Genomic DNA, 19505 nt, shown 5'->3' with positions numbered 1-19505 from the left:
GATCGCCCCATGTGTGGACGTATCGCCGTGACCCTTCCGCCCGACGCGATGGCGCAGCTCTTCTCGGCGCAACCATCGAACAACTTGCCGTCGGTGCCCAACTTTAATGTGTGCCCCACAACGCAAGTTTCGGTTGTGTCCTTGATGGGTGGCGCGCGGCGCTTGGCCCCGATGCGCTGGGGGTTTGTGCCAAGCTGGTATAAGGCACTCAATGATGGGCCGTTGTTGATCAACGCCCGCGCCGAAACCATCGCCGAAAAACCCGCGTTTCGTGCAGCCTGCCGGACCCGCCGCTGCCTTGTCCCGATGGACGGGTTCTATGAATGGCTGCGAGACGGTGATCGGAAGCTGCCCTATTTCGTCACCCGAAAAGACCGCGCGCCTTTGGTCTGCGCTGGCATTTGGCAGGACTGGGACCACGACGGCGAAACACTGTCGAGCTTTGCCATCGTCACAACGGATGCCCCCGCCCCCTTGTCCAGCATTCATCACAGATGTCCGGTGGTGATTGACCGCGATCACTGGGGCAAGTGGTTGGGCGAGGACGGACACGGCGCGGCGGTCCTGATGGTGCCGCCGGCTGATGATGTGCTTGTCATGCGCCGTGTCTCGACGAAGGTGAATTCCAACCGGGCGACCGGGCCGCAATTGATTGAACCCATTGAAGACGAAGCGCTTTAATCGGGCGCGTGGATATGGCTAACTTGGGCAAGAGCAAACGAAGCAGCCTGCGTGGCGATCACGCGCGCGTCAAAGAGGACCGCAATGTACGACGATAACTATCTGGCCCGTGCTATTTCACGGGCCTCGGACGGGCGCCATGACGCGATCTTTCTGTTTGATCAGCAGATGGGCAGACCCCAAAGTTATGGGGCGTTCTGGGCCAACGCAGAAAGGATGGCGGCCGCCTTGGTGGCGCTGGGTTTGGTGCCGGGTGATCGCGTCGCCGTTCAGGCCCCGAAAGAGATTGCAATGCTGGAGCTTTACGTCGGCACTGTTCTGGCGGGGGGCGTGTTCTTACCGCTGAACACGGCCTATACCTCGGACGAGGTGAGCTATTTTCTGGGCGATGCCACCCCGCGCGTCTTCGTGTGCGCACCTGAAGCGCTTGAGGCGTTAACCCCTGTCGCCCAAGGCGCAGGCGTGGCGCATATTCTGACGTTGGGGGCTGGAGAGCAAGGCACGCTGGTCGCCGCACGAGACGCGCAAGCCCCTGGGTTCACGCCCATCGCACGCGACCCGCTGGACCTCGCCGCGATCCTCTATACCTCGGGCACGACAGGGCGATCGAAAGGGGCGATGTTGACTCATCGGGCGTTGGCCTCAAACAGCGAAACGCTCTGTGATTACTGGCGGTTTACCGACACAGACGTTTTGATCCACGCGCTTCCAATCTTCCACACCCATGGCTTGTTCGTCGCGACCAACGTGACGTTGATGTGCGGCGGATCAGCGGTTTTTCTGCCGGGGTTCGATGCCGACGCAATCATCGCCGCCATGCCGCAGGCGACCGCGTTGATGGGCGTGCCGACCTACTATACCCGGCTTTTGAAAGACCCGCGTTTGGCGGATGCGTCAAAGAATATGCGGCTGTTTGTGTCAGGCTCGGCCCCGCTTTTGGCGGAAACCCACGACCGGTGGCGCGAGGTCACAGGCCACGCAATCCTAGAGCGTTACGGTATGACCGAGACGAACATGAACACCTCGAACCCCTATGATGGCGACCGCCGCGCGGGAACAGTGGGCCTGCCACTGCCGGGGGTCGAGGTGAAAGTCTGTGACCCCGACACTGGTGCGACCTTGCCCGAGGGTGAAATTGGCGTGCTTGAAGTGCGCGGCGACAATGTCTTTGCGGGCTATTGGCAGATGCCCGACAAAACTGCCGAAGAATTGCGGCCTGATGGGTGGTTCATCACCGGCGATCTGGCGATGATTGACGCAGATGGCTATGTTACCATCGTCGGGCGCGGCAAGGATTTGATCATCACAGGCGGCTTCAATGTCTACCCGAAAGAGGTTGAAGCCGTCATCGACGATCTGCCGGGCGTGCTGGAAAGCGCCGTCATCGGCGTGCCGCATGAGGATTTTGGCGAGGGCGTTGTCGCCGTGGTCGTCGCGCAGCCGGGCGCGTCCATGGATGAAGCCGCAATCATGGCGGGCGTTGCGGGCAAACTTGCCAAGTTCAAACAGCCCAAGCGCGTAATCATCGTGGACGAGCTGCCCCGCAACACGATGGGTAAAGTGCAGAAAAACGTGATGCGCCAGACCTATGCGGATGTGCTGAAAGCTTAAGGCTTGGGCGGTGGACCATCCTTCAGGCGGTAACCCAACACCGCCCCATGCAAATAGCTGCGTCGCAGCCGTGGGAACGGAAAGCGGGGCAGGGTGCGGGTATGGACGGGGAGCTCGACCCCGCGCCCAAGTGCCATATCCGCCAGCCGTGCGCCCACCCACGTGCCCATCGCGACCCCGTTGCCGTGATAGTTCATGCCAGCCCAAGCATTGTTCCAATCGCCGACCGGCCCAGCATAGGGCAACAGATCGCGCGAAAGGCTGACGAGGCCGGACCAGAAATGAGGCGTTTCGATATCGGACCAAGCAGGGAACATGGCCGCGAGTTCTCTGTTCAGGCGCGCGCGCATTGCGGCTTGCCCCTGCGCGCTTGCCCCCACATTTCCGCGCGCACCGAACAGGAAACGCCGGTCGGGCAAAAGGCGGAAATAATGCAGCAGGTGGCGGCTGTCATAGGCCATCAGATCGGTGGTCCAGCCTTGCGCGGCGATCTCGTCTTCGTTCAGCGGACGGGTCACGAGGATGTTGGATTGCAACGGCAGGTATCGCCCGGTCATCCAATCCGGCAGGCCGTCGGTGCCATACCCGTTCGTGGCAAGGATCAGCTTTTGGGTCGTCAGTCGTCCGGTTGGCGTCTCAAGCAGATAACCGTTGTCCGTTCGGGTGATGTTCACCACCGGGCTATCTGCATGAACGGTTACTCCGGCGTTGCGGGCTGCGTCAGCTAGGCCAGACGCATATTTTCCGGGGTTTAGGGCAAAGCCCAACGGCACATGAAGCCCGCCATGAAAGGTGCCAGCCATGCCGCGTGCGGCCAGTTCAGCGCGTTCGATCAGCGTGGCCCTTACGCCATAGGCTGCCCATTCTTCCTGCTCAGAGCGCAGATCGGACATGATCCGGGGATGGTGGGCCAGTTGCAGTTCACCATTGGAATGGGTGTCGGCATCTATGTCGTGGGTGTCCAGAAGGTGGGCCACAAGATCAATCGCATCGCGCTGGGCGTCGAAATAGGCCTGTGCTGCGTCCGCGCCAAAGCGCTTCCGGATCGCGCTAAGGCCCAGCTTGTCACCGCCGATGCAGCAAAACCCGCCATTGCGACCGGACGCGCCCCAACCGGGGCTATGCGCTTCCAGCAGAGTGACCTGAACGCCCGCTTGCGCCAAGTGAAGCGCGGCAGAGAGACCGGTATAGCCACCGCCGATGACCGCCACTTCGGCGCGGGCATCACCTTCCAGCGACGGCCAATCCCCTTGCGGCACGGGCCAGATACATTCGGCCCGTGCGGCGCCGGAATACGCGTAGTCTTCGTAAATACGGCGCGTCATGGGCCTTAGAGGCGGCCAAGATAGGCGCGATATTCAACATGACTGATTTCATTGGTCAGTTGGTCGATTTCATCCAATCGCACGGCGGAATAGATGTCGCGGTAGCGTTCGCCAAAGATGTCGGCGGCGATGTCGGATTGCGAGAACCGGTCGACAGCGCGGATCCAGTCTGCGGTCAAACGTGGTGCGGTCTCGGCGTTTGGGTCATCCAAGGGCAACGGCAGGTCTGGTTTCGTTTCCAACCCATGCAGAATGCCGCCGAGAATGGCGGTGATCACCAGATAGGGGTTCACATCTGCCCCCGCGATGCGGTGCTCCAACCGGGCACCGGGGCCCGAGATCTCGGGCAGGCGGACACCGGCGGCGCGGTTGTCATAGCCCCAATCGGGGGCCGAGGGGGCAAAGCTCATCGGGCGATAGCGGCGATAGGAGTTCAGGTGCGGCGCAAAGATGGCCTGCAGATCGCGCATGGTGTCAAGCGACCCACCCACCGCTGCGCGCAGCGTATCAGACGCCTCTCCGCTGCCATCGTCAAAGATGTTCTTGCCCTCACGATCCACGACCGAGGCGTGCAGATGCATCCCATTGCCGGGGTGGTCGGCATAGGGTTTGGCCATAAACGTGGCCTCCATCCCGTGATTGCGTGCGACACCGCGCACCAGCCGCTTGAACAACAACGCCGTGTCGGCGGCCTTCATCACGTCATCGGTATGGTGGAAGTTCACCTCGAACTGACCGGGGCCGTATTCGGCGATCAGTGTGTCGGTGGCGATACCTTGAATGGCCGAAACCTCAAGAATGTCGTCCAACACATCTTGGGTGCGTTCCAGCACCTCAAGGTCATAGTTCTGCGCGTCCGGGCTGCGGTCGGGCGGGGTTGGGGGTTCGTCTTCGCTCTGGCGCGGTTGGATCAGATAGAATTCCAGCTCGCTCGCCAAGACAGGATGCCAACCTTTGTCGTGGAACCGGTCAACCATGTTTGCCAGCAACTTGCGCGAGGATAATTCACTGATCTTGCCGGTATCCGGGTCAAGCATTTCGACCTGAACCTGCGCCATGTTGCCTTTGGCCCACGGCACTGGTTTCAGCGATCCGGGGATCGGCACGATGCGTCCGTCCGGGTCGCCGACAACGATGCCCAACCCGGTTTCTGTCACCTCTGCGCCCAAGATATTCGGCACATAGGTCGAATGGGGCAGGCGCACGGCACCTTCCGTCAGCTTCTTTTCGTCATCGCCCGGCAGCCATTTGCCCCGCAGAACGGCATTGATGTCACACAACATCAGCTCAAGCCGGTCCGGTCGGCCATGGGTTTTGCAATACTGCGCGTATTCCTCAAGAAAATCGCTCATAGGATGGCCTCTTGTTCGTCTTTCTGACGTTTGGCAATGGATCGTTTCGAGGTGAGCGAGGCACCAATCACACCCACTGTCACAAGGCCGATCATGATCGTGGACAGGGCGTTGATTTCAGGACTGACCCCCAGACGCACCGCCGAGAAGATTTTGATCGGCAAAGTCGTCGAGCTTGGGCCCGAGGTGAACGAGGCGATCACCAGATCGTCCAGCGATAGGGTGAAGGCCAACAGCCAACCCGATACGACCGCCGGCATGATGATGGGTAGGGTGACAAGGCGAAACGCCTCAAACCCCGTACAGCCCAGATCAAGCGCGGCCTCTTCCAGTGACTGGTCGAAGGTCACAAGGCGCGATGACACCACGACCGACACAAAACACATCGAGAATGTGGTGTGTGCCAGCACGATCGTCAGCACCCCACGATCCAACCCGATTGCGATGAACAGCAAAAGCAGCGACAGACCGGTGATGACTTCAGGCATCACGAGGGGCGCATAGATCATGCCCGAAAACACTGTGCGACCGGGGAAGCGGCCCGCCCGCACCATGACATAAGCGGCCATGGTGCCCAAAACGGTGGCAATGGACGACGACATCACAGCCACTTTCAGCGTGACCCATGCCGCGTCCAGAAACGCCTCGTTGCGGAACAGCTCGCCATACCACTTGGTCGAAAAGCCCGACCAGACGGTGACAAGTTTGCCTGCGTTGAACGAATAGGTGATCAGAATGATCATCGGGATATAGAGGAACGCAAAGCCCAGCGTCAGGGATACGGTGTTGAACCAGGATAGACGCCTCATTTCTCGGCCTCCCGCTGTTTTTCTTCGTTCCGTTGGAACAGAACGATGGGGATGATCAGAAGCAGCAAAAGGACGACGGCGACCGCAGAGGCAACCGGCCAGTCGCGGTTCGAGAAGAACTCCTCCCACAAGACCTTACCGATCATCAGGGTTTTCGATCCGCCCAGAAGGGCCGGGATGACAAACTCACCCATGGCCGGGATGAACACAAGGAACGATCCCGCGATGATCCCCTGCTTGGACAGCGGCATCGTCACCAGCCAGAAGGCTTTCAGGCGGGAACATCCCAGATCCTCGGCCGCTTCCAGCAGGCTTTCGTCCAGCCGTTCCAGCGCCGAATAGATCGGTAGGACCATGAATGGCAAATAGGTGTAAACGATGCCGATATAGACGGCGAGGTTGGTGTTCAGGATGACCAGCGGTTCCTGAATAACGCCCAGATACATCAGAAGCTGGTTCAACAGCCCCTCGTTCGACAGGATCGCTTTCCACGAATAAACGCGGATCAGGAAGCTGGTCCAGAATGGCAGGATGATCAACATCATCAGGGTCGGGCGCCATTCGTCCGGCGCGCGGCTCATCCCATAGGCGATGGGATAACCGACCATCAGCGTTAGGATGGTCGAGATGATTGCGATCTTCAGGCTGGACAGATACGCCTTCCAGTAAAGATCGTCCGAGGCGAGCCAGAAGTAATTTTCCAGATCAAGCGCAGTCCACCAGGCCTTGATGCCTTCCCACCCTTGCGAGATATCAAGCGTCGGGGTGTAGGGCGGAATGGCCAGTGCGGTGTCTGACAGGCTGATTTTCAGCACGATCAGGAACGGCACCAGAAACAGGGCGAGAAGCCACAGATAGGGAACAGAGATCAGGCCAAAGCGTTTCATTGGTTCAACACCACGCCGGCCGTGTCGGTGAAGCTAAGCCAGACCTTTTCTTCCCACGTGATCTGGCGGCGTTGGATGCGTCTTGTGTTGGCGACCTGCGCCTTGATCGTTTCACCCGAGGCAGTCTCGATCACATAAGTGGACATGTTGCCAAGATAGGCGATGTCCAGAACCTTGCCCTTGATCACGTTCGTCTGGTCCTTGGGGCGTGAGGTATAGATGCTGAGTTTTTCGGGCCGCACCGCCAAGGTCGCAACCGCGCCTGCTTCTATTTCGCTGCGTGCGATACCTGTGAGTTCTGATTGCCCTTCGGCCCAACTGATGGACGCATGCCCTTCGCTGGTCTTGGTCACATTGCCCCTGATCAGGTTCACGTCGCCAATGAAGTCTGCCACATAGATGGATTTCGGTTCTTCATAAATCTTCGAAGGCGTATCCACCTGAATGATTTTGCCATGATCCATCACAGCGATCCGGCTGGCGACGGTCATCGCCTCTTCCTGGTCGTGGGTCACGATCACGAAGGTGGTGCCGGTCTTTTCCTGAATGTCCATCAGTTCAAACTGGGTGTCTTGGCGCAGCTTTTTGTCCAGCGCGCCAAGCGGTTCGTCCAAGAGCAGCAGTTTCGGAGCTTTCGCCAGTGACCGCGCAAGCGCGACGCGCTGGCGTTGACCGCCCGAGATTTGATGCGGTTTGCGGTTGGCGAATTTGTTCAATTGGACAAGAGACAGCATTTCCTCGACACGCGCTTCGATCTTGTCTTTTGGCTGTTTGTCGCGTTTCAAGCCGAACGCGATGTTCTCAGCCACCGACAGGTGCGGAAACAGCGCATAGCTTTGAAACATCATGTTCACGGCGCGCTTGTTTGGCGGGATATGAGCCACGTCCTGCCCGTCGATCAGAATCTTTCCCTCGGTTGGCGTTTCAAATCCGGCAAGCATCCGCATCATCGTGGTTTTGCCACAGCCAGACGGGCCCAAAAGCGCGAAGAATTCCTGCGCATAGATGTCGATGGAAAGGTCGTCAATCGCAGTGAAGTCACCCCAGCGTTTGGTGACATTCTGGAACTGGATCAAAGGCTTGGCCTGGGTGTCTTCCCATGGTGCGAAAACAGAGACCGGTGCGGTGGCGGCGTCAGACATGATAACCTCGGGAGGGGAAAAGGTGGCGCCCCCCGCAGGAGCAATCCATGCGGGAGGCGCAAAGGCTAGGGCTTAGGTGCCCGATTTGATCTTGGTCCACATACGCGTCAACACGCGCTGCACCTTCGATTCATAAGGCGATTTAGTATAGAGGTTCTTTACAGTCTCTTCACCCGGATAGATCGCCGGGTCGCCAATTACGTCCTCTACAAGAAACTCTTGCGAGGCTTTGTTGCCATTCGCGTAATAGACGTAATTCGACGCTGCGGCCATGTTTTCCGCATCCATGATGAAGTTCAGGAATGTGTGCGCCGCGTCCGGATTTGGCGCGTCGGTCGGGATTGCCATCTGGTCAAACCACATCAGCGACCCTTCGGTAAACGCGTTATACGCAATCTCGACGCCATTATCGGCTTCTGCTGCGCGGTCACGTGCTTGCAGCACATCACCAGACCATCCGACAGCGACACAGATATCACCGTTGGCCAGCGCGTTGATATATTCTGAACTGTGGAACTTTTGAATATAAGGGCGGACCGCCAGCAGGACAGGTTCAACCTTTGCAATTACGTCCGGGTCGGCGCTGTCAGGATTTTCACCCAGATATTTCAATGCCATCGGGATGATCTCGGTGGGGGCGTCCAGGAAATGCACACCGCATTCCGCCAGTTTCTCCATGTTCTCAGGGTTTAGCACCAGTTCCATGCTGTCGATTGGCGCGTCGTCCCCAAGGATTTCCTTCACCTTGCCAACGTTGATCCCAAGCCCCGTCGTGCCCCACATATAGTTGATCGAATACTCATTGCCGGGGTCGTATTGTGCGGTGCGCGCTTCAATCACGTCCCACATGTTGGCGATGTTCGGCAGCTTTGACTTGTCGAGTTTCTGGAATGCGCCTGCGGTGATTTGGCGTTGCAGGAAGTCAGCGGTCGGCACAACCACATCATACCCTGAACCACCGGCCAGCATCTTGGTTTCCAGAACTTCGTTTGAATCGAATACGTCATAGACCAGATCAATCCCGGTCTCTTCTTCAAATTTCGCCAGCAGATCTTCGTCGATATAGTCGGACCAGTTATAGACGCGCACTTCTTCGGCCATGGCGGCGCTTGCCCCCAGTGCGGCGGCGATGCCGAACGTTACCCAAGTCTTCTTCATGTTTGGTTCTCCCTGATTTTGAGGTTTGACCCTCGATTGGCTACATTTGATCAAAAAAAAGCCCATCGCGCAATATGGTAATATTTTTCGAGACGTAGTAGTTTGCTTCCAAAGATTATCTTTCGTGCCACAATAGGCAAAACATTTGTGTCAGACGGAGGTCACATGGCCGAGAAACCTGTGAAGCTGCCCGATCACCAGCGTGTTTACCGCAAACTTCGCGAGATGATTCTTTTCGGAGAACTTGCACCGGGGCAGCCCGTCACCATTCAAGGACTTGTTGGCACGCTAGGTGTTGGCATGACACCGGTGCGCGAAGCTATTCGGCGGCTCACATCCGAAGGTGCGCTGGTCTTCAAGGGAAATCGCCGTGTGTCCGTGCCTGAACCCGATATGGCTCAGTGGGATGAAATCGCGTTTGCACGGCTTTGTATCGAGCCTGAATTGGCAAGAAAGGCAACAATCAAGATCACAAGCGACGCATTGGCGCGGCTGGCGGACTATGATGACCACCTGAATGCGGCGATCGATCGTGGCGATGTGCGCGGCTATCTTGAAAACAATTACCGCTTTCATGCGTTTCTGTATGATCAGGCCGAAACCGAAGTGCTTTCTTCGATTGCCAACATGCTTTGGCTGCGCGCCGGGCCGTCCTTGCGGGTGGTGCTGGGGCGCTATGGCACCGCGAACCTGCCCGACAAGCACGCAGAGGCAATGGAGGCGATCAAGGCTGGTGACGCCGATGCAGTCGCAGCCGCGATCCGTGGCGATATCGAACAGGGAATCGCCCAAGTTCGTGAAACGCTGATGGCCGAAAAGATTTGATCAGATTCTTCTCTGGACGTTGACACTCCGATTTTTGATCATATTCTGGGGCCAGCTTTTCGTAGGGCTGCGGCATCGTATGATTCCATGCCTGTCATCCCCGCTTTCGACAGTTTCCAGGAGGTCCTGACATGAACAAGATCACAAATCATCTGCCCACGGCTGAACTTCAGGCCATCGATGCCGCCCACCATATGCACCCCTTCACCTCGGATGGAGAGTTGAAGAAGAAGGGTGCGCGCGTGATCGCATCCGCTGATGGCATTTGGCTGAAGGACAGTGAAGGTGAGCAGGTTCTTGATGCCATGGCGGGTCTGTGGTGTGTGAATATCGGTTATGGCCGAGAGGAACTGGCCGATGTCGCCGCGCGCCAGATGCGCGAGCTGCCCTATTACAATACATTTTTCCAGACAACGCATGTGCCCGCCATCGCGCTGGCCCAGAAACTGGCCGAACTTGCGCCGGGCGACTTGAACCACGTTTTCTATGCCAATGGCGGCTCGGACGCCAATGACACCAATATTCGCATGGTGCGCACCTATTGGGCCGAAAAGGGCCAGCCCGAGCGCGACGTGATCATCTCGCGCTGGAATGCCTATCACGGTTCAACCATCGGCGGCACATCGCTGGGGGGCATGAAAGGGATGCACGGGCAGGGCGGTTTGCCGATCCCCGGCATCGAATTCATCGACCAGCCGCATTGGTATGCAGAGGGCGGCGATACGAAGCCGGAGGCGTTCGGTCTGGAGCGTGCCCAGCAACTGGAAGCCAAGATCAAGGAAGTTGGCCCTGAAAAGGTCGCAGCCTTTATCGGCGAACCGGTCCAAGGCGCTGGCGGCGTGATCGTCGCGCCCGACGGATATTGGGCCGAAATTCAACGCATCTGCAAGAAATACGACATATTGCTGATCGCAGACGAGGTAATCACCGGCTTTGGGCGCACTGGCAACTGGTTCGGCAGCCAAACGTTGGACATCAAGCCTGACATTATGACCGTCGCCAAGGGTCTTAGCTCTGGTTACATCCCGATCGGCGCGTCGATCGTGTCGGACAAGGTCGCAGAGGTTTTGGCCGCGACCGAGTTTAACCACGGCTACACCTACTCCGGCCATCCGGTCGCTTGTGCTGTCGCGTTGGAAAACCTGCGAATTCTGGAAGAAGAAGGCGTTGTCGAGCATGTGCGTGATGTGGCGGCTCCGTATTTGGCCGAAAAATGGAACGCCTTGGCAGATCATCCCTTTGTGGGCGAGACCAAAATCGTCGGGCTGATGGCGTCGCTTGCGCTAACCCCCGACAAGGCGATCCGCGCGCCGTTCGCCGCAGATGCCGGCACGGTTGGATACATCACCCGTGAACGGTGTTTTGCCAACAACCTGATCATGCGCCACGTGGGCGATCGGATGATCATTTCGCCGCCGCTGGTCATCACACCGGACGAAATTGATACGTTGATCGAACGCGCGCGCAAATCGCTGGATGAGGCGTATGAGATCGTGAAGCAAAAGGGCTTGCTGGTCGCAGGCTGATTGATCCGGGCAAGGCCGGCCTCTGTGCCGGCTTTTTCCACTTCAGGGGACACTGATGGACATTCTGACCGCCAACGACAAGGTCGGCGCCTACCCGGCGTCGTGGTATAGCGCGACCGCCGATGCACCGGGTCCATACCCGGCGGCGCAGGGCGATCTGGCATGTGATGTCTGCGTTATCGGGGGCGGGTTTACCGGGCTGTCTGCCGCGCTGCATCTGGCCGAGCGTGGCTTTGATGTGCTGCTGTTGGAAGCGCACCGCGTTGGTTTCGGTGCCTCGGGTCGCAATGGCGGTCAGGTTGGCACGGGCCAGCGCCTTGAACAGGATGAACTGGAGGAGATGGTCGGCAAGGACGATGCGCGCAAGCTTTGGGATCTGGCGCTGGAAAGCGTGCAGCTTGTCCGCGATCTAGTCGCCGCCCACGCCCCTGATGCCAATTATGTGGACGGCATCCTTCATGCTGACCACCGTGCGCGGTTCGTGCCACACAATCACGCCTATGCCCGCAAGCTGAATGAAGACTATGATTATGACCTGATCCGCGCCGTCGACCGGGAAGAAATGCGCCACCTTTGCGGTTCAAAGGCGTATCACGGCGGCACGTTGGATATGGGGGCGGGGCACATTCACCCGCTGCGCTATGCCTTCGGTCTTGCGCGGGCTGCCACGGCAAAAGGCGCCCGGATTCACGAGGTCAGCCGCGTGACCAAGGTGACCGACGGCCCTACTGTGCGGGTGGAAACGGACGGCGCAAAAGTATCGGCCAAACATGTGCTTTGGGCGTGCAATGGGTATTTGGGTCATGCCGAACCACATGTCGCGGCCCGCGTTATGCCAATCAACAACTACATCCTTGCCACAGAACCGCTAGACGAAGGCTTTGCCAAAGAGCTGATCCGCGAAGGTCATGCCGTTGCGGACAGCAAGTTCGTGATCAACTATTTCCGCCTTTCAGAAGACAACCGGATGCTGTTTGGCGGCGCAGAAAGCTATGGCTACCGCTTCCCGAAAGACATCGTCAAGTTGGTGTCAAAGCCGATGTTAGAGATCTATCCGCAGCTAAAAGACACCAGGATCGACTATGCATGGGGCGGAACGCTTGGGATCACGCTGAACCGGATGCCACATTTTGCACGGCTTCAAGGCAATGTTCTTACAGCCTCTGGTTATTCTGGGCATGGGGTTTCGATGGCGACGCTGGGCGGCAAATTGGCGGCTGAAGCGATTGCCGGTCAGGCGGAACGCTTCGATATGATGGCGTCGGTGCCCACGCCACGTTTTCCCGGCGGTGTCGCGATGCGCTGGCCCTTGCTGGTGGCCGCGATGTTCTGGTTTTCCTTGCGCGACAAGCTTTAACGGGCTGGTCCGCTGACATCGCCCGGCGCGACGGCGACTGATTTCACCACAGCGAACACCTCTGATCCCTGCCGCAATTCCAATGAATGAACCGAGCGTTTGGTCAACCGCGCCAACACCCGCCCGGCGGCTGTGTCCAGTGAAACGACAGCCCCCGGCCCGTCGCCCATGCGAATGTCAGCAATGGTGCCGGGCAGAATGTTCAGAGCCGACATTCCTTCGGGCCGGGTCTTTGACAAGATCACGTCTTGCGCTGCGATGCGCAGACGCAACCTGTTACCGGGCGACTGGGCCACATGGGGCAAAAGCAGTGGCAGGCCGCCCGCGTCAAGCTCGGTCAACCCGTCATCATGATGCGTTTTCACCCGCGCTTCGATCACGGCTCCCATGGCGCGATCCCCGCCGGGGGCAAAGCTGGGATCACCAAGCACCTCGGCGGCGGAGCCTTGGCGGATCACTCGACCCGCATCCAGCGCGACGACGGTGGTGGCCAGCCGTGCGACCTCGGGCGCGGAATGCGTGACGTAAAGGATCGGCACATCGCTTTCGTCCCGCAACCGTTCGAAATACGGTAAGATTTCGGCCTTGCGTGCGTCATCCAGCGCGGCCAGCGGTTCATCAGCCAAGATCAGCTTCGGGCGGGCCAGCAACGCGCGACCGATTGCCACCCGTTGCTTTTCTCCGCCAGACAAACGGGCCGGCCGGCGGGCAAGCAGATGCGACAGGCCGAGCATATCGACCACCCGGTCAAACTCTGTCGGGTCCGCCGGGGCACGCGATACCGTGCGCGCAAAGTTCAGGTTTCGTCGAACGGTCATATGGGGGAACAGGCGGGCATCCTGAAAGATATACCCAAGCCGCCGCAAATGGGTCGGCACATGCAGCCCAGTGGCGCTGTCCATCAGCACCGTATCGCCCAGTGCGACGCGCCCTGACGCCGCCCGGTTTAGCCCGGCGACCGCGTCGATCACGGATGTCTTGCCTGACCCCGAGGCCCCAAACAACACCGTCAGCCCTGAGGGCGCGTCAAAGCCGATATCAAGGGCAAACCCGGCCATTTCTTTTTGAAGGTGAACGGAAAGTGCAGCAGGTGTCATGTGCCCTCCATCCGGTTGGCAACGCGGCGGGCAAGCACCTCGGACAAGACAAGCGCGGTCATGGCGATCACGATCGAGATCACCACCAGCCGCGCCGCCGCGCTTTCCCCGCCGGGAACCTGCAAGAAGGCATAAATGGCCGAAGGCAGGGTTTGCGTTTGGCCGGGAATGTTGGAGACGAAGGTGATGGTGGCGCCGAACTCTCCCATCGCCTTGGCAAAACCAAGGATGGCCCCCGTAAGGATACCGGGCAGCGCGAGCGGCAGGGTGACAGTTGCAAAAACCATCAACCGGTTTGCCCCCAGTGTCGCGGCTGCGTCTTCGAGACGGGTATCAACGGCCTCGATCGACAGGCGTATGGCACGCACCATCAATGGAAAGCCCATGATGGCTGCGGCCAAAGCGGCCCCCGTCCATCGAAAGGCGAAATTGATACCGATCAGGTCCAGACCGCGACCAACCGGACCGGTCACACCGAAGGTCAGCAGCAACAGATAGCCGGTGACCACCGGCGGAAGGATCAAAGGCAGATGCACCAGCCCATTCACGATCTGTTTGCCAGCGAACTGCCAGCGAGCAAGTGCGTAGGCCACGAAAATCGCCAAGGGCAGCGACAATGTCATGGCCCAAAAGGCGACCTTCAGCGACAATGCGACGGCCTGCCATTCCTCTGCCCCAAGCCAAGACATCACGATGGCTCCAGTGTTGCAAAGTCGTGCGCATCGAAAACGGCGCGTGCCGTGGGCAAGGCCAAGCGGTCCAGAAACTGCTCTGCCAGCGGCGTGTTCCCACCGACAATGGCTGCGGCAGGGTAACGGATCGGTGGGTGGCTGCCTTCAGGAAACGCGTAAATGATCTGCACGCGGGCGTCGGCCCTCGCGTCGCTTGCATAGACGATGCCAAGCGGGGCTTGCCCCAGTGCCACAAGCGCCAGCGCTGCACGCACATTGTCCGACTGCGCCACACGCGGGGCAACGGTGTCCCACAGTCCGAAATGGTCAAGCGCGGCCTTGCCATAAATTCCTGCGGGCACAGCATTGACCAAGCCCATGGCCAGCCGACCGTCGCCAAGACGTGCGATCAACGCGCCCTCCGCTTTCAGGTCGAACGTGGCCGGGTCGGTTTCGGTTGCGGGCGCCACCATGACAAGCGTGTTGCCCACGGCATCATTGCGCGTGCCATCGACAAGCACACCTGCGGCTTGCAAGACATCCATCCAGTCTTGGTTGGCAGACACGAACAGATCAGCCGGCGCACCTAGCGTGATCTGCCGCGCCAAAACCGATGACCCCGCATAGGAGAGCGTGACCTTGTGCCCTGTTTCGCCCTCGAACTGGGTGGCGATTTCGTCAAGTGCTCCCTTCAGGCTTGAGGCTGCGAATACGGTCAGCTGGTCGGCGGTCGCGGGCAGCGCACCCGCCCACGACAAGGCCAGTGTGATTGCGCAAAGCACCTGCCGACATGCAGATGGGGTGGCGCGGGCAAGGGGTTTGGCAATCAGCAAGTGTCTCATGGTCGAAGAGCAGATAACGGCAAGCCGGACGCAGCGGCAAGGGCTTTCCGGGTCTGAGGTCTTCGTGCCGCATGGCGGGTGCGACGTCTCGGGCGATGCCGCGATTGGCTGCGCGGCACCATTTATCAAAAAAAACCAATCAATCCTTCAATTAATATCGGAAACGAAAAAGGTTGGTTTGGTGACTGCAAACAGATTGTATGAAAGATGAGTTTATATCAGAGGGCCCGATCATGACCAACTCCACCTATTATGCACCGCACGGAGGATTGCCCCCCCAGACCCAGCTTTTGACAGATCGGGCGATGTTCACCGAAGCTTATGCCGTTATCCCAAAGGGGACCTATAGCGACATCGTGACGAGCCTTCTGCCGTTCTGGGACGATGCGCGGTTCTGGGTGCTGTCGCGCCCGCTGTCGGGGTTTGCCGAGACGTTCTCGCAATACATCGCCGAGGTGTTGCCGGGTGGTGGTAGCGAACGGCCCGAAACCGAAGACGGTGTCGAGGCGGTGTTGTTTGTCGTCGAAGGGTCCATGACCCTGACGATTGATGGCACTGCGCACGAGATGGGCGAGGGCGGATATGCTTTTTTGCCGCCGCAGACCAAGTGGTCGTTGCGCAATAATGGCAAGGCACCGGTGCGTTTCCACTGGATTCGTAAGCAGTATCAGGCGGTCGATGGGTTGGACGCGCCAGAGGCGTTCGTCACCAATGAAAACGACATCACCCCAACGGCCATGCCGGATACGGATGGCGCTTGGGCGACCAGCCGCTTTGTGGACCCCAACGATCTGCGCCATGACATGCATGTGACGATTGTCACGTTCCAGCCGGGCGGCGTCATTCCCTTCGCGGAAACCCACGTGATGGAACACGGGCTGTATGTGCTTGAGGGCAAAGCCGTCTATCGCCTGAACCAGGATTGGGTCGAGGTTGAGGCCGGGGATTACATGTGGCTGCGCGCCTTCTGCCCGCAGGCCTGTTACGCGGGTGGGCCGGGGCCGTTCCGGTATCTGCTTTATAAAGACGTGAACCGGCACATGACCCTGAACGCGCCCAAGATCTAAGGCGACCCAAGGCCGCGCGACACCCGCGCAGCCGCGTCGGCCACCAATGCGCCGATCCTCTCGACCTCGCTTTCCGGTATCCGGTGGGTGGGGCCGGAAATCGAAATGCCCGCCACCGCCTCGCCATAGATGTCCCGGATCGGGGCGGCGATGCAGCGCATACCTTCGGCCTTTTCCTCGTCATCGAACGCCCAGCCTTTTTCGCGGATGCCTTTCATCTCTTCTTTCAGGGCAGAGGGCAGTGTGATCGTCTTGCCAGTAAACTGAGTCAGGCTGGCCGTGCGGAAATACTGGTCCGCGCGGTGGTCCGAATAACAGCTCAGCAACGCCTTGCCGATGCCGGAGGCGTGCATGGGCGACAGGGTGCCGGGCGGAAAAAACGCGCGGATGGATTCGTGCGTTTCAACCTGACTGATGAACATCACGTCGCCGTTTCGTTCGATCCCAAGGTTCGAGGTCTCGCCTGTTGCCTCCATCAATTCGCGCATGATGGGGCGGCTGCGTTCCACGATGCTGCTGCGGCGCAAAAAGGCCGATCCTATACGGAACGCGGCCGATCCGATGTGCCAGGTCTGGGTGCGCTGATCCATTTCAACGAAATTTCTGGCATGCAAAGTTGCAAGAACCCGGTGCATCGTTGCCGGGGATTGGTCCAGATGCGATGACAGTTGGGACAAGGTCATGCCGTTTGCATGGGCCAACGTATCCAGCACATCCAAAGCCCGATCCAAGGCCAGAATGGTGGTCTGCTTTTCATTGGGATTAAAGCTTTTCGGGCGACCCATCCGCCGTTTGGGGGCTTCCATTTTCATTCCCTTCGAACAAAACGAACAAGACCTTCTGGAAAATATTGAAAGTCGTGCTCGATTAGTGAAAAAGTCAAACCATTGATAATAATTGCTAATAACATGATTAACCCAATAATGAAATACTTTTTCAAAAATATATCACCGGATCGACCCCTTGGTTACTGTTGTTGAAACCGCCAATAGGAGGGCAGAATCATGAGCTTCCAGAACCCCGTATTCATTCCAGGTCCGACCAACATGCCCGAAAGCCTGCGCAAGGCTGTCGACATGCCGACACTGGATCACCGCTCGCCCTTGTTCGGGCAAATCCTGCATCCGGCCCTAGCGGGTGTGAAGCAGATTTTGAAAAGCGAGACGGCCAAGATTTTCATCTTCCCGTCGACTGGCACAGGTGGCTGGGAAACCGCGCTGACCAACACGCTTTCCGCAGCCGACAAGGTTCTGGCCGCGCGCAACGGTATGTTCAGCCACCGCTGGATTGATATGTGTCAGCGTCACGGGTTGGACGTGCAGATCGTCGAAACCCCTTGGGGTGCCGGGCTGCCTGCCGACAAATACGCCGACATTCTGAAAGCGGACAAGAACCACGAGATCAAGGTAGTTCTGGCCACACATAACGAAACCGCAACCGGTGTTCGGTCGGATATTGCCGCCGTGCGTAAGGCTCTGGACGCCGCAAACCACCCGGCGATGCTGTTCGTTGATGGTGTCAGCTCGATCGCGTCGATGGATTTCCGCATGGACGAATGGGGCGTGGATATCGCCGTCACTGGATCGCAGAAAGGCTTTATGCTACCCGCCGGTCTGGCGATTGTCGGCTTCTCGCCGAAAGCCATGGCCGCACTGGAAACCGCCACGCTGCCGCGCACCTTCTTTGACGTGCGTGACATGGGCAATGGCTATGCGAACAACGCCTATCCATATACGCCTGCGGTCGGTCTGTTGAATGGTCTGAACGAAGCGTGCAAGATGATCCTTGATGAAGGTCTGGAAAACGTCTTTGCCCGTCACCACCGCATCGCGGAAGGTGTGCGTCAGGCGGTCAACGCTTGGGGTCTTGAGCTTTGCGCGGTATCGAAAGACGTGCAGTCTGACACCGTCAGCGCGATCAAAACGCCCGAAGGCTTCAACGCCACGGATATCGTCACCCATGCGGCCAACAAATACGGCGTCGCTTTCGGTGTTGGACTGGGCGAGGTCGCCGGCAAGGTGTTCCGTATCGGCCACCTTGGCAGCCTGACCGATGTTATGACACTGTCAGGGATCGGCACCGCCGAAATGGTGATGGTTGATCTGGGTCTAGATATCAAACTGGGCTCGGGTGTTGCCGCGGCGCAGGAATACTATCGCAACAACGCTGTTTAATCGGGAAGGATACCACGACAATGTATATCCCAACGCTTGCAGACATGCTTGTCGCTCATGAGCGCATCAAGCCACATATTCTTCGGACTCCAGTTCGCACGTCGGATTATCTGGACGAGCTGACGGGCGCCAAACTGTTCTTCAAGTGCGAGAACTTCCAGACGCCGGGCGCATTCAAGGTGCGCGGTGCCTCGAACGCGGTGTTTGGGTTGGATGAGGAACAGGCGAAGAAGGGTGTGGCGACGCATTCGTCGGGCAACCATGCCTCGTGCCTCAGCTATGCAGCCATGTTGCGCGGTATTCCGTGCAACGTGGTCATGCCGCACACCGCGCCGCAGGCCAAGAAAGACACCGTGCGCCGTTATGGCGGCAATATCACCGAATGTGAGCCGTCGACGACCTCGCGCGAGGAAACTTTCGCCAAGGTGCAGGCCGAAACCGGTGGCGATTTCGTGCATCCCTACAATGACCCGCGTGTGATTGCGGGGCAGGGGACATGCTCGAAAGAGCTGATCGAGCAGGTCGATGGGCTGGATTACGTCGTTGCCCCCATCGGTGGTGGTGGCATGATTTCAGGCACCTGCCTGACCCTGTCCAACCTTGCGCCGGAAACCAAGATCATCGCGGCGGAACCGGAACAGGCGGACGATGCCTATCGCAGCTTCAAGGCGGGGCATATCATTGCCGACGACGCGCCCAAGACCATCGCCGATGGTTTGCTGGTGCCCTTGAAGGATTTGACGTGGCATTTCGTGTCAAACCACGTGTCCGACATCTATACTGCGTCCGACCCCGAGATCATCGAGGCGATGAAAATCACCTGGAAGCACCTGCGCGTTGTGATGGAACCATCCTCCGCCGTGCCTCTGGCCACGATCCTGAAAAACCCCGACACGTTCAAAGGCAAACGTGTTGGCATCATCATCACTGGCGGCAATGTCGATCTGGACAAACTGCCGTGGCTGAACACCTGATTGGGAG

Annotated in this window: 18 protein-coding genes; 8 read left to right on the top strand and 10 right to left on the bottom strand. The window is 58.7% G+C overall.

Going from position 1 to position 19505, the window contains the following annotated elements; genetic code table 11:
• Positions 1 to 9 precede the first annotated feature (9 nt).
• Both ACXYMP_RS09105 and ACXYMP_RS09100 read left to right on the top strand, forming a co-directional pair.
• A complete protein-coding gene (locus ACXYMP_RS09105; protein WP_298565371.1) occupies positions 10 to 681 on the top strand; it encodes an SOS response-associated peptidase in 672 nt (223 codons plus the stop codon).
• Positions 682 to 765: 84 nt separating this feature from the next.
• Positions 766 to 2292, top strand: a complete 1527-nt coding sequence (locus ACXYMP_RS09100) for a malonate--CoA ligase (protein WP_458905806.1) — start codon at positions 766 to 768, stop codon at positions 2290 to 2292.
• On the opposite strand, the gene ACXYMP_RS09095 is transcribed toward ACXYMP_RS09100, so the two are convergent.
• The 6 genes from ACXYMP_RS09095 to ACXYMP_RS09070 all read right to left on the bottom strand — a co-directional run bounded on the left by ACXYMP_RS09095 (position 2289) and on the right by ACXYMP_RS09070 (position 8965).
• A complete protein-coding gene (locus ACXYMP_RS09095; protein WP_458905804.1) occupies positions 2289 to 3617 on the bottom strand; it encodes an NAD(P)/FAD-dependent oxidoreductase in 1329 nt (442 codons plus the stop codon). The genes ACXYMP_RS09100 and ACXYMP_RS09095 overlap by 4 nt on opposite strands.
• A gap of 5 nt (positions 3618 to 3622) precedes the next feature.
• A complete protein-coding gene (locus ACXYMP_RS09090; RefSeq protein ID WP_458905802.1) occupies positions 3623 to 4969 on the bottom strand; it encodes a glutamine synthetase family protein in 1347 nt (448 codons plus the stop codon).
• On the bottom strand, positions 4966 to 5778 hold the full coding sequence (locus tag ACXYMP_RS09085; protein ID WP_458905800.1) for an ABC transporter permease: 813 nt from the start codon (positions 5776 to 5778) through the stop codon (positions 4966 to 4968). Before ACXYMP_RS09085 ends, ACXYMP_RS09090 begins: the two co-directional genes overlap by 4 nt.
• Positions 5775 to 6665, bottom strand: a complete 891-nt coding sequence (locus tag ACXYMP_RS09080) for an ABC transporter permease subunit (protein WP_458905798.1) — start codon at positions 6663 to 6665, stop codon at positions 5775 to 5777. Before ACXYMP_RS09080 ends, ACXYMP_RS09085 begins: the two co-directional genes overlap by 4 nt.
• Positions 6662 to 7807 (bottom strand): ABC transporter ATP-binding protein, encoded by a 1146-nt coding sequence (locus ACXYMP_RS09075; RefSeq protein ID WP_458905796.1) that lies wholly within the window; start codon positions 7805 to 7807, stop codon positions 6662 to 6664. The genes ACXYMP_RS09080 and ACXYMP_RS09075 overlap by 4 nt, the downstream gene beginning before the upstream one ends.
• 72 nt (positions 7808 to 7879) lie before the next feature.
• On the bottom strand, positions 7880 to 8965 hold the full coding sequence (locus tag ACXYMP_RS09070) for a polyamine ABC transporter substrate-binding protein (RefSeq protein WP_458905794.1): 1086 nt from the start codon (positions 8963 to 8965) through the stop codon (positions 7880 to 7882).
• A gap of 165 nt (positions 8966 to 9130) precedes the next feature.
• Here ACXYMP_RS09070 and ACXYMP_RS09065 point away from each other — a divergent pair, with 165 nt between their 5' ends.
• From ACXYMP_RS09065 to ACXYMP_RS09055, 3 genes are all read left to right on the top strand, one after another.
• On the top strand, positions 9131 to 9790 hold the full coding sequence (locus ACXYMP_RS09065) for a GntR family transcriptional regulator (protein ID WP_458905792.1): 660 nt from the start codon (positions 9131 to 9133) through the stop codon (positions 9788 to 9790).
• 131 nt (positions 9791 to 9921) lie between these two features.
• A complete protein-coding gene (locus tag ACXYMP_RS09060) occupies positions 9922 to 11316 on the top strand; it encodes an aspartate aminotransferase family protein (RefSeq protein ID WP_458905790.1) in 1395 nt (464 codons plus the stop codon).
• A gap of 55 nt (positions 11317 to 11371) precedes the next feature.
• Entirely contained in the window at positions 11372 to 12673 is a 1302-nt protein-coding gene (locus tag ACXYMP_RS09055) for an NAD(P)/FAD-dependent oxidoreductase (RefSeq protein ID WP_458905788.1), read from the top strand.
• Here ACXYMP_RS09055 and modC read toward each other — a convergent pair.
• The 3 genes from modC to modA are packed head-to-tail and all read right to left on the bottom strand — an operon-like array spanning position 12670 to position 15283.
• Positions 12670 to 13770 (bottom strand): molybdenum ABC transporter ATP-binding protein, encoded by a 1101-nt coding sequence (gene modC / locus ACXYMP_RS09050; RefSeq protein ID WP_458905786.1) that lies wholly within the window; start codon positions 13768 to 13770, stop codon positions 12670 to 12672. The two genes, ACXYMP_RS09055 and modC, sit on opposite strands and share 4 nt — an antisense overlap.
• Entirely contained in the window at positions 13767 to 14459 is a 693-nt protein-coding gene (gene modB, locus ACXYMP_RS09045; protein ID WP_458905784.1) for a molybdate ABC transporter permease subunit, read from the bottom strand. The genes modC and modB overlap by 4 nt, the downstream gene beginning before the upstream one ends.
• The gene (modA, locus tag ACXYMP_RS09040; RefSeq protein ID WP_458905782.1) at positions 14459 to 15283 is read right to left on the bottom strand and encodes a molybdate ABC transporter substrate-binding protein; all 825 of its coding nucleotides are present in this window, start codon (positions 15281 to 15283) and stop codon (positions 14459 to 14461) included. Before modA ends, modB begins: the two co-directional genes overlap by 1 nt.
• Positions 15284 to 15516: 233 nt before the next feature.
• Here modA and ACXYMP_RS09035 point away from each other — a divergent pair, with 233 nt between their 5' ends.
• A complete protein-coding gene (locus tag ACXYMP_RS09035) occupies positions 15517 to 16350 on the top strand; it encodes a bifunctional allantoicase/(S)-ureidoglycine aminohydrolase (RefSeq protein ID WP_298565394.1) in 834 nt (277 codons plus the stop codon).
• Here the strand turns inward: ACXYMP_RS09035 and bhcR are convergent.
• Positions 16347 to 17156, bottom strand: coding sequence for an HTH-type transcriptional regulator BhcR (gene bhcR, locus ACXYMP_RS09030; protein ID WP_298565396.1), 810 nt, complete (start codon positions 17154 to 17156; stop codon positions 16347 to 16349). The genes ACXYMP_RS09035 and bhcR overlap by 4 nt on opposite strands.
• A gap of 198 nt (positions 17157 to 17354) precedes the next feature.
• Between bhcR and bhcA the strand changes: the two genes are divergently transcribed.
• Positions 17355 to 18524: an L-aspartate--glyoxylate aminotransferase BhcA gene (gene bhcA, locus ACXYMP_RS09025; RefSeq protein ID WP_458905779.1), complete on the top strand. Its 1170-nt coding sequence runs from the start codon at positions 17355 to 17357 to the stop codon at positions 18522 to 18524.
• Positions 18525 to 18544: 20 nt separating this feature from the next.
• Positions 18545 to 19498 (top strand): beta-hydroxyaspartate dehydratase BhcB, encoded by a 954-nt coding sequence (gene bhcB, locus ACXYMP_RS09020; protein ID WP_458905777.1) that lies wholly within the window; start codon positions 18545 to 18547, stop codon positions 19496 to 19498.
• Positions 19499 to 19505: the final 7 nt, after the last annotated feature.

Source organism: Aliiroseovarius sp. CAU 1755 (assembly GCF_054482655.1).
The sequence above is the reverse complement of the archived record's forward strand: the minus strand, read 5'-3'. Positions and strand labels throughout refer to the sequence as shown.

Coding starts and splice junctions, on each gene's coding strand:
- ACXYMP_RS09105 (WP_298565371.1), top strand. CDS start 10: ATGTGTGGACGTATCGCCGTGACCCTTCCGCCCGACGCGATGGCGCAG.
- ACXYMP_RS09100 (WP_458905806.1), top strand. CDS start 766: ATGTACGACGATAACTATCTGGCCCGTGCTATTTCACGGGCCTCGGAC.
- ACXYMP_RS09095 (WP_458905804.1), bottom strand. CDS start 3,617: ATGACGCGCCGTATTTACGAAGACTACGCGTATTCCGGCGCCGCACGG.
- ACXYMP_RS09090 (WP_458905802.1), bottom strand. CDS start 4,969: ATGAGCGATTTTCTTGAGGAATACGCGCAGTATTGCAAAACCCATGGC.
- ACXYMP_RS09085 (WP_458905800.1), bottom strand. CDS start 5,778: ATGAGGCGTCTATCCTGGTTCAACACCGTATCCCTGACGCTGGGCTTT.
- ACXYMP_RS09080 (WP_458905798.1), bottom strand. CDS start 6,665: ATGAAACGCTTTGGCCTGATCTCTGTTCCCTATCTGTGGCTTCTCGCC.
- ACXYMP_RS09075 (WP_458905796.1), bottom strand. CDS start 7,807: ATGTCTGACGCCGCCACCGCACCGGTCTCTGTTTTCGCACCATGGGAA.
- ACXYMP_RS09070 (WP_458905794.1), bottom strand. CDS start 8,965: ATGAAGAAGACTTGGGTAACGTTCGGCATCGCCGCCGCACTGGGGGCA.
- ACXYMP_RS09065 (WP_458905792.1), top strand. CDS start 9,131: ATGGCCGAGAAACCTGTGAAGCTGCCCGATCACCAGCGTGTTTACCGC.
- ACXYMP_RS09060 (WP_458905790.1), top strand. CDS start 9,922: ATGAACAAGATCACAAATCATCTGCCCACGGCTGAACTTCAGGCCATC.
- ACXYMP_RS09055 (WP_458905788.1), top strand. CDS start 11,372: ATGGACATTCTGACCGCCAACGACAAGGTCGGCGCCTACCCGGCGTCG.
- modC (WP_458905786.1), bottom strand. CDS start 13,770: ATGACACCTGCTGCACTTTCCGTTCACCTTCAAAAAGAAATGGCCGGG.
- modB (WP_458905784.1), bottom strand. CDS start 14,459: ATGTCTTGGCTTGGGGCAGAGGAATGGCAGGCCGTCGCATTGTCGCTG.
- modA (WP_458905782.1), bottom strand. CDS start 15,283: ATGAGACACTTGCTGATTGCCAAACCCCTTGCCCGCGCCACCCCATCT.
- ACXYMP_RS09035 (WP_298565394.1), top strand. CDS start 15,517: ATGACCAACTCCACCTATTATGCACCGCACGGAGGATTGCCCCCCCAG.
- bhcR (WP_298565396.1), bottom strand. CDS start 17,156: ATGGAAGCCCCCAAACGGCGGATGGGTCGCCCGAAAAGCTTTAATCCC.
- bhcA (WP_458905779.1), top strand. CDS start 17,355: ATGAGCTTCCAGAACCCCGTATTCATTCCAGGTCCGACCAACATGCCC.
- bhcB (WP_458905777.1), top strand. CDS start 18,545: ATGTATATCCCAACGCTTGCAGACATGCTTGTCGCTCATGAGCGCATC.